9 protein-coding genes are annotated in these 9,233 nt (G+C 65.0%); 4 read left to right on the forward strand and 5 right to left on the reverse strand.

Going from position 1 to position 9,233, the window contains the following annotated elements; all coding sequences use genetic code 11:
* The coding region (locus VNW74_RS00970) for a helix-turn-helix domain-containing protein (RefSeq protein ID WP_325674737.1) at window positions 1-356 on the reverse strand (356 nt) is incomplete at its 3' end.
* A 57-nt stretch (window positions 357-413) separates the two neighbouring features.
* Here VNW74_RS00970 and VNW74_RS00975 point away from each other — a divergent pair.
* Together VNW74_RS00975 and VNW74_RS00980 are read left to right on the forward strand one after the other, a co-directional pair.
* Window positions 414-1,481, forward strand: a complete 1,068-nt coding sequence (locus VNW74_RS00975; RefSeq protein ID WP_325674738.1) for a saccharopine dehydrogenase NADP-binding domain-containing protein — start codon at window positions 414-416, stop codon at window positions 1,479-1,481.
* Window positions 1,478-2,389 (forward strand): alpha/beta hydrolase, encoded by a 912-nt coding sequence (locus tag VNW74_RS00980; protein ID WP_325674739.1) that lies wholly within the window; start codon window positions 1,478-1,480, stop codon window positions 2,387-2,389. Before VNW74_RS00975 ends, VNW74_RS00980 begins: the two co-directional genes overlap by 4 nt.
* Before the next feature lie 177 nt (window positions 2,390-2,566).
* Here VNW74_RS00980 and VNW74_RS00985 read toward each other — a convergent pair whose 3' ends face one another.
* Entirely contained in the window at window positions 2,567-3,397 is an 831-nt protein-coding gene (locus VNW74_RS00985) for an alpha/beta hydrolase (RefSeq protein ID WP_325674740.1), read from the reverse strand.
* A gap of 137 nt (window positions 3,398-3,534) precedes the next feature.
* Here VNW74_RS00985 and VNW74_RS00990 point away from each other — a divergent pair, with 137 nt between their 5' ends.
* Both VNW74_RS00990 and VNW74_RS00995 read left to right on the forward strand, forming a co-directional pair.
* On the forward strand, window positions 3,535-5,073 hold the full coding sequence (locus VNW74_RS00990; RefSeq protein ID WP_325674741.1) for a class I adenylate-forming enzyme family protein: 1,539 nt from the start codon (window positions 3,535-3,537) through the stop codon (window positions 5,071-5,073).
* Window positions 5,052-5,936 (forward strand): TetR/AcrR family transcriptional regulator, encoded by an 885-nt coding sequence (locus VNW74_RS00995; RefSeq protein ID WP_325674742.1) that lies wholly within the window; start codon window positions 5,052-5,054, stop codon window positions 5,934-5,936. The genes VNW74_RS00990 and VNW74_RS00995 overlap by 22 nt, the downstream gene beginning before the upstream one ends.
* Before the next feature lie 2 nt (window positions 5,937-5,938).
* Here VNW74_RS00995 and VNW74_RS01000 read toward each other — a convergent pair whose 3' ends face one another.
* The 3 genes from VNW74_RS01000 to VNW74_RS01010 all read right to left on the reverse strand — a co-directional run.
* Entirely contained in the window at window positions 5,939-6,703 is a 765-nt protein-coding gene (locus VNW74_RS01000; RefSeq protein WP_325674743.1) for an SDR family NAD(P)-dependent oxidoreductase, read from the reverse strand.
* Complete coding sequence (locus VNW74_RS01005; protein ID WP_325674744.1) at window positions 6,700-8,451, reverse strand: PHA/PHB synthase family protein; 1,752 nt, start codon at window positions 8,449-8,451, stop codon at window positions 6,700-6,702. Before VNW74_RS01005 ends, VNW74_RS01000 begins: the two co-directional genes overlap by 4 nt.
* A 46-nt stretch (window positions 8,452-8,497) precedes the next feature.
* Window positions 8,498-9,233, reverse strand: a 736-nt coding sequence (locus tag VNW74_RS01010; RefSeq protein WP_325674745.1) for a fumarylacetoacetate hydrolase family protein, incomplete at its 5' end; no start/stop codon positions are given.

Here is a 9,233-nt window from a genome sequence, read left to right on the forward strand (position 1 = left end):
ACCTCGCCGAGCTCACCGTTGTCTCGGACATCATTGAGCACACCGGCCAAAGCGGCCTGCACCATGGGGTCGACGAAGAATTGGCGCTGAAGTTCCTGTATCAGCCGCAAATCCTCGCGCAAATTACCGCTGTCGGGGGCGGGATCGATCCCGAAGCGGCTCACCAGCAGCGCGACGACGAGCTCGCCGGGAGTCTTTGCCCGACGGTAGATCGCCGCGCGGGTGGTGCCGGCCAGCTTGGCGACCCGATCGATGTTCACCGCTGAATACCCATGCGAAAGCAACACTGCCTCAGTCGCATTCGCGATCGCGGTGTCTAAGGCAGTGTCGCGTGGGCGGCCTCGGAGCACTGACATGTGATCACCAGAACACTAGCGTTGACATATTAACGATGCACGCTGTACCGTAAATGTATGCCAACAATCTGGGTACTCGGCGCGACCGGCAAGGGCGGCCGCGCAATCGCTTCTGAACTGATCGGCGGCGACGCCGATGTGGTACTCGTCGGACGTGACCACGACCGGCTGGCCGCAGTTGCCGCATCGCTGGGAGGGCAGAACCGGACGATTCTGTCGCCCGGACCGTCCGACTTGGTTGCGCTGATCGCGGCCGAAAAGCCAGCGGTCGTGGTGAACACCATCGGCCCGTTCGGCGAGACAAGCACGCCGCTGGCGCGAGCATGCCTGGCCGCCGGGAGCCACTACGTGGACTTGGCTAACGAGCTGCCGCCGGTGCAGGCGCTGCTGAACATGGATGCCGACGCAAGAAGCGGGGGAGTCACGCTGGTCACCGGAGCGGGTTTCGGTGTGCTGGCCACCGAGGCGCTGGTCATCGAGTTGTGCAACGGCCGACCCGCAGCAGCCCGCGCGACGGTCGCAGCGATGCCCGCCGTGGACGGCTTGGGCTCGGCCGTGCTGTCCAGTGTGATCGATGCCGTCGCATATGGCGGTCGGCGTTACCGGGACGGGCACTTGGTGCGGACACGGCTTGGCGCCGAGCACGCGTCGATTCCGTTGCCGGACTTGCCCGCAAGCCAGTGCCTCGCGGTTCCGACCGGTGAGCTGGAAGCGGCACGCCGCGCATCAGGGGCTGACGATGTGGTGGCCTTCTCCAGTGAGGTGCCCAGCGGGCGAACAGTGCGCGCGGTCCTGCCGGTGCTATCGGCAGTGCTCGCCGCACAGCCGATCCGGGCCGGGGCTCAGCGGCTGGTCAGCCGCGTTCGGTTGACTCCACCGGTGAAGTCCGGCGACATCTCCTGGGCGTACGCGCGACTCGAGTGGCCCGACGGCACGCATCGTGAAGCGTGGCTCCGCACCGGGGAGGGCTACCGCTTCACCGCCAGGGTCGCCGCGCACACCGCCACACGGATAAGCGACGGTCAGGTCGGCCCAGGCGCATTCACCCCGGGCGCACTATTCGGCGCCGACTTGGCCCGTAGCGCGGGCGCAGCGATCATCACACCGGGCGCGGTGACATCGTGACGGGCTGCGCCGTCCGCCGCCAGCTGCGGATCCCAGCGGGCGCGGGCGACCAGCTTGATGCCTGGGTGTACATGCCCGACCGGCCCGGTCCGGTTCCGGTCGTGGTCATGGCGCACGGTATCGGCGGCATCAAGGCCGGTGGCTTAGCGCCCTTCGCACAACGATTCGCCAGCAGCGGATTTGCCGCAATTGCGTTCGACTACCGACACTGGGGTGACGCCACCGGTGAGCCACGACAGTTCCTTTCTATTCGTCGTCAGCTCCAGGACTACCGCTCTGCACTGGCTTGGGCACGCACCCAGGAGGAGTTCGACGCGGCACGGATGTTTGTGTGGGGCACCTCATTTGCCGGCATGCACATTGTCGAGCTGGCCGCCAGTGAACCCGGTCTGGCGGGCGCCATTGCGCAATGCCCGCTGGTGGACGGTTTGGCCGGGCTGACCAACATCTCGGTGCTCCGCGCGCTGCGACTTACTGCGTCCGCCCTGGCCGACCTGGCTGGGTCAGTGTTCGGCCGACCCCCGCGCTATCTGCCCATCAGCGTGCCCCCGGGGCAGCTCGGAGTGATCGCAACCGACGATGCGATGATCGGCATGGCCCGACTCGACCCCGGCGATGGGTCCTGGTCCAACGCGATCACCGCCCGGTCTCTGCTTGACGTGACGATGCACCGACCGGTGAGACACGCCCGGAATGCCCGATGCCCGCTGCTCATGGTTGTCGCCGAGCACGACACCATGGCTCCTACCGGACCGGCGTTGGCCGTGGCTGCACGCGCACCCCGCGGAGAGCTATACCGGAGCCGCGGCGGACACTACGACGTCTACGCCGGCGGGCTTGACCACGAGGACGTCTTAAGAGTCGAGACATCCTTCTTGCACCGACACTCCGAGATGCCCAACCAGTGACACGATCCGCCGCACCTGGATCATCTCGCCACCGCAGGCCGACCAGTCATACCACGCACTTACGACCATGCAGCATCGCTTGCTGGCTCCGCTGTCGGCCGCTGGTGATGCCATCAACACCGCTGGCGTATTCGCAGGGCGTTTCGCGTGCTCGATGAATCAGACGACGGATCGTGACTATTCGTCGGTGGCCGGTACCGCCAAAGCCTCGGCAACCGCGCGGTAGGCGTGCCGGTTGAATGCCAGGCCGATGTGACTTCCGTGCACCTCCACGCAGGTCGCGTAATCGGCGACACATGACTGCCAGCGCACCACTCCGTCGGTGCGCGAGTAGATCGATGTGAATCTGACCTCGCTAGGAAAAGGTGCGGAGAAACCCGCGCCGTATGCGCAGGTGCAGCGCAGGGTGAGGCATCCACGCTCGGATCGCGCGGCGGCACAGCCGGCCAGGGCGCTCCGCATGACCGCGGCGCCGCACTTGGTCAACATCGAGACGTCAAGTGGATCCTCCGCCCCGGCGCCCATCGTGACGATGTGGGAGACCCGATCGGGATAGCGTGCCGCGAGGGATCTGGCGTAGTGGCCGCCGCGGCTATGCCCGACGATGGCCAGGCGCCGGCCGCCCATCGAGTACTCGCGTTCGATGACGCCGACCATTCGCTCATCGAAGCTGTCGCCGCACCCGGAATTGAACCGGATTCCACTGGCAACCGGACGGTAGCCGATGCGCCTCAAAAACCGGGCCAGCAGCCTCAATGTCGCGTCGGAAACGAGGAAGCCCGGTAGCAGCAGCACGGTGCGGCCATCACCGTGGGGCACGCCGCGACCCCGCAATACGGGGTCTGCGAGCAATCGTGCCAGCTCACCAGAAGACCGGAATTCGAGCAGCGGATGACCCAACCAGAACTCATCGACTCCGGGCGCAGCGCCGTTGGTGGTGGCCGCAGCAGCCCGGTTCCGTGCCGTTGCCCTCATCGCTCGGTGCCGACCAGCGATTCCCAGATCCATTTCTGGACCATAGCCCAGCTCAAGCGCCGAGAACAATTCGAATCAGAATTCAAGGTCGATTCTTGTTCTGGTAATCTGAGTGGACACTCGCGTCGGCAGGCGGTTCTTACCCGTCCGACAAGTAGGGAGAAAACACGATGGTCGAGGTGGAGATCCACGAGGTTCCCACCGCACTGAGTCCGTTTTCGCAGACGGGGATCTTCTATGACGAACACGGTGTACCGCACTATGAAGTGCTGCCGACGTCACTGCTGGAAATGCTCGAAAGTCATGTCACTGACCGTCCCGAGGCCGAGGCCGTGGTCGAACTGGGTGGCCAGCGCCTGACCTACCGGCAGTTGTGGGACCGCGCCGCGCGGGTCGCCGGCGGATTGCGCACGGCCGGGCTGCAACCCGGGGCCCGGGTGGCCCTACGCCATCCGGCTGGTGCCAACTGGGTGCTGGGGTTCTGGGGCACCCTCATGGCGGGTGGCATCCCGGTGGCGATCAACACCCGCTCGGCCGCACCCGAGGTTGGCTTCGTCGTCGAGGACAGCGATGCGCGTATCGAACTGTCGGCGGAGACCTCCATGCCCGACGCCGAGCCCTATGTGGCCGACGACCTCACCGGTGGTGATATCGCCGCGTTGTTCTACACGTCGGGAACGACGGGGCGGCCGAAGGGCGTGCCGACCACCCATGAGGCATTTTTGACCAACGCCGAAAACGTCGTTCGTTGCCTAGACATTCCCCGTGACATCGGGGCCGAGTTGCGGACACTGATTTGCGTGCCGCTGTTTCATGTGACGGGCTGCAACTCCCAATTGATCGCCGCGACATATCTGGGCGGCACCTCGGTGATCATGCCGACGTTGGATCTTCCCGCGATACCGACCGTGCTTGCGCGCGAACGGATCACGCTGATGGTGACCGTCCCGGCCATCTATGCCCTGCTGCTTGGTCGATCCGACCTCGCCGACGCCGATGTTAGCCACCTCCGATGGGTGGGATACGGCGGAGCGCCGATCGCAACGTCGTTGGTCGATGCGCTGCGGTCGAAGTTCGGCAACGCCGATGTGTTCAATGGCTACGGGATGACCGAAACGTCCTCGTTGACCACCGTGTTGCCCCACGGCGACGCCCTTGGGCATGCGGATTCAGTTGGCTATGCCGTGCCGTCGGTGGATATCGCGATCAAGCCCGTGGGAGACGACGCCACCACCGGGGAGTTGTTGGTGCGCGGGGCAAACGTCATGCCGGGCTATTGGAACCGCCCCGAGGCCACCGCCCAAACCATCGCCGACGGCTGGCTGCACACGGGAGACGTGGTCAGGGTCGACGACGCTGGGCGTGTGCACATCATCGATAGGACGAAGGACATCATCAACCGTGGGGGTGAGAACGTCTCCAGTGTGGAGGTAGAAAACGCGCTCGCGACCGCCCCCGGTGTCGCCGAGGCCGCGGTGGTCGCGGTGCCGGATGCGGTGATGGGTGAAAAAGTCGGTGCTGTGCTCTTCGGTGGCGGTGAGCAGATCGTCGTCGGTGACGTGCTGAAGCACTGCCACGAACGGCTCGCCGACTTCAAAGTTCCCCAGTACGTGAGCGTTTCGGATGATCCGCTGCCCCGCAACGCGGCGGGCAAGCTGCTGAAGGCCACGCTGCGCAAAGAGGTGCGGTGGGGACCGCCTCTGCGATGACGACCAGCGCCGCGGAAGGTCACGACGTCAGGGAAGCATTGCATCGCGCGGTGCGAGACCTGTTCGAACAGAAGGGTTACGCGGGCACCCACATCCGCGACATCACCGACAAGGCCGGCGTCGCTCTGTCGACGTTCTACGCCACGTATGGCTCCAAGAAGCAGGCCTGGCATGTCACCATGGGCAGCGCCGAGGAGACCGCCGGTAGCGGGGCGCTGCACGGCCGCGCGGCCCAAACGCGGGCGGCGCTGATCGCCGCGGCTCGCGACGTCATCGAGCGCGACGGCTATCATGCCGCGCGGATCACCGACATCGCCAATCAAGCGGGAGCCGCCATCGGGTCCTTCTACCACCACTTTTCAGGCAAGCAAGCGGTTTTCACCGCGGTCTTGCACGAACACCTCGCCACGCTGCACAACACCGTTGGCACCGGTAGCGGCGGCGACGGCGCCCGCGATACCGACGATACGAAAGTGCGGACGCCCGCTCAATTGCGCGCACATGCCATCCAGCGCGTCAATGCTGCCGTCGATCGCTACTTGGACGACTACCCCGGTCACACATCACTGTTGCTGCTACGTCTCGACGAGGCCATCGGAACCCACCCGGAACTCATCGATTTGCGCCTTGCGGTACACCGCCATTTCGCCTCAGCGATTGCGACCAGTCTGCGCCGCTGGCAAGCAGCGGGCATTGCCGACGCGACGCTCGACGCCGATCATGCCGGTGACGCATTGGCAGCCATGGTGGGCCACGCAACGAGAGTTTGGCGGCTGTTCGGCAGCCCGTACGACCGCGATGTTGCGTCACAAAACTTGACGACCCTGTGGTGCAACGGAGTTGGCTTACGTAACCCAGAGTGACGTCAGGTTGTCAGCACTCCGCCGTCGACCGGCAAGGTTATGCCGGTGACATAACTTCCGGCGTCGCTGGCGAGGAAGATCAGTGCGGCGGCGAGTTCGGCGTGCACGCCGAGGCGCCCGGCGAGGACGCGTGGGAGGATCTGTGTGTCGACGTGGTTGCGGTCCATGCTGTCACTCATTTCGGATTCGAAGAAGCCCGGAGCGAGTGCGTTCACGCGAATTCCCTTGCGGGAGGTCCATTGCTGTGCAAGATCGCGGGTGAGGCCGATGAGGCCGGCCTTCGATGACGAGTATGCGGCTTGCGGCAGGCCAGTGGTGGTGAGTCCCAGCACACTGGCAATGTTTACGATCGAACTGCCGGGGCGCATGACGCGCGCGCAGGCCTGCGCCATCCAGTAGCAGCCGTTGAGATTGATCTCGATGACCGATCGGAACTGGTCGGGGGATTCCTTGAGTGCGGGTATGGCGGTGCCGACTCCGGCATTGTTGACGAGAATGTCTACGCGCCCGTAGGTGGTCATAGCCGCGTCGACCAGGGCTGTGCAGTCGTCGGGGTCCGCGACGTCAGTGCGCACGGCGATCGCGCGGCGTCCCGTGTTCTCGACGAGGGTGCAGGTTTCTGCGAGGCGGTCCGCTCGGCGGGCGCCGAGGGCGAGGTCGGCGCCGGCTTCGGCGAGCGCAGCAGCGAACCCGACACCCAGGCCGCTGGATGCGCCGGTCAAGATGGCGACCCGGCCGTCGAGTCGGAATCGGTCGAGGATGGTCATTGGGTACCTTTCGCGGTCGATGTCTCGGTGGGGAAAGTGACTACGCGGCGGACGTATTCGCCCGGCGCGTCACCCATTGGCGGGTAGGTGTCGTTTCCCAGTTGGATGGGTGCCGGCCGTTTGCCGGGGGTGTGCTGCTCGATCCAGACGTTCCAGTGGTCCCACCAGCTGCCCTGGTTGTCGACCGAGTCGGAGAGCCACGTCTGCGGATCGGTACCACCGATGTCACCCGTGCGATAGCTGGCTCGCGTGCTGCCCGGCGCTCTGGCGATCGCGATGGCGTGTCCGCCATGTGCGAGCACGAATGTCACGTCGCCACCGACCATCGAGACCGTCCGATAGCAGTTCTGCCATGGGGAGATGTGGTCGGTCGACGCGGCAAGGACGTAGGTATCGACGGTGATCTGTCCGGCGTCGATCGGCACCCCGCTGACACTGACTCCGCCGGGCCGGGTGAGCGTATTCTCCAGCGCAGCCTCCATCATTTGCGCGCCGAAGCGGGTGGCCAAATTGGTTTGGTCAGCCGCCCAGTAGAGCAGTCCCACGGCGGGTGGCGGCTTGCCGAGCAGGTAGTTGTGCACAGCGTTTGCCCAGATGCCTTCGATGGGCCGGATCAGCGCGAACGACCACGCCGACTCACGGGCGTCGAAGTAGCCGTGCTTGATCGCGCGACGTACAGCACGGTCGACCTGCTTCTGGTCGAGATACGCCATGGCCGATGGGCCCCGGTCGTAATCGAGGACTGCGATGGCGATGGTCAGTGTCGCGAGTATGTGCTGTTGTCCAATCGCGGCCAGGTATGCGGCGGTTAAAAAGGCGAGCACGCCCCCGCCGCACAGGCCGAGCAGGTGGCTGGTGGTGGAGCCGCTGATGTCGGAGACCGTCTCGAGCATCTCGACGGTGCTCGACACGTAGTCGTCGAAGCCGATGTCGGCGTGGCTGGCGTCGGGATTGACCCAGGACGCCACGAAAACGCTGCGACCGCGGTCCAGCTCTGCGCGTATGACCGACTGCTCGGGCTCGAGGTCAACCAGGTAGTACTTGTTCACTGGTGACGAGACCAGCAGCACCGCGACCTCGTCGATCTCTTTGGCGCGCGGCTGATATTGGATCAGCTCGTAGATCCGGCTCCGTCGCACCACCTTTCCGGGTGTGGCGGCGATGGTTTCGCCGATGCGGTAGGCCGACTGATCGACGCTACTCGGCAACTTGGTGGGTAAGCGAAGGTCGGTTACAAGGTTGTCCACGCCCGCCCTCAGGCTCCTGCCGCCGGTGTCGATGAGCTCCTTCCAGAAGGCCGGGTTCGTCAGCGGGTTATTGGTGGGCGCGGCCGCAGCCATCACGTTGTCGATGAACAGCCGAAGCCGTTCCCTGGTGCGCCAGTCGACATCGGCGTCGTCGAGCGCACCTTGGACGCTGTCGCAGCAGGCCAGGTAGGACAGTGCCACTCCGTTCAGCAACGAGTTGTCCGCCCAGGCGCGGTCCCTGAAACGGCTGTCCAAACGGCCGGGCGCCTCCGTTGGTTTGCCGCGTCCGATCTCCATCAGCTGCGTTGCGAGCCGCCCGATCCGCGATGCGACCGGTTTCGGGTGCCAGGCCAACGACCACGCGAACCGGGTCAACTCGGGCAGCGGAAGCACTCCGCCGATTCCGGCGGAGGCAGCGTTTGCCATCACGGCCTCGAGCCCGGCGCCGGCGCCGCTGTAGGCGAGGATGTCCTCGGTAGCTGCCGCGTTCTTGTCGGTCATCGCAGGTCAGCTTTCCCGGTGCAGAGGAACTGGATCGGCACCTCTTTCACGCATGCCTCACAGAGGTGCGCTGGGTGCCGAGGTTGATGGCGCCGTCATTGGTTGCAATTGAGACTTCCAAGATATCGCCGTGCTGTAGGTACTTCGGGTTGCTGGCCTCGCGTTCCAAGAAGGCCTTTAGCTCCGCCGGTTTGGGTGGCGCGCCCAGAGCTGTGCCCACCGGCGTGCCGGTCATGATCAGGTCGCCTGTGCCCAACGGCTGGAATCGCGCCAACGACTGCAACGCCTGTAGCGGTGGGTAGATCATGTCGCCGCGAACGAGCATGTCTTGGCGTACTTCGCCGTTGACCCGCAATTCGAGGCGCAGATCGCCGAAGCGGTTGAGCTCGTCGGCGTCGAGAAGTACCAGGGCCGGGCCGACCGGGGTGAATGTTGGATACGACTTGGCTTCATAGAACTGGGTTTTCGTCAGCTGGACGTCGCGGGCCGAGACGTCGTTCGTCACAACCAGGCCGGCGATGAAGTCGGCCAGGTTCGACTCCGTGAGCTCGGTGCCGAGCGGGATATCGCGGCCAATCACCAGACCGATCTCGATCTCGTAGTCCAGGAGCTTGACGTGCTGGGGTTTGATGATCTCGTCGAAGGGCCCTCTGATCGAACCCGAAGTCTTCCGAAAGAATGTGAGCGGGACAGTTTTTGGGTCCATGCCGGCGCCCTTGACGTGCGAAACATAGTTTGTCATCTGTGCCACCACGCGGCACGGGGCGGTGACAGCAGAGATG

The organism is Mycobacterium sp. (genome assembly GCF_035570115.1).
Classification (GTDB): Bacteria; Actinomycetota; Actinomycetes; order Mycobacteriales; family Mycobacteriaceae; genus Mycobacterium.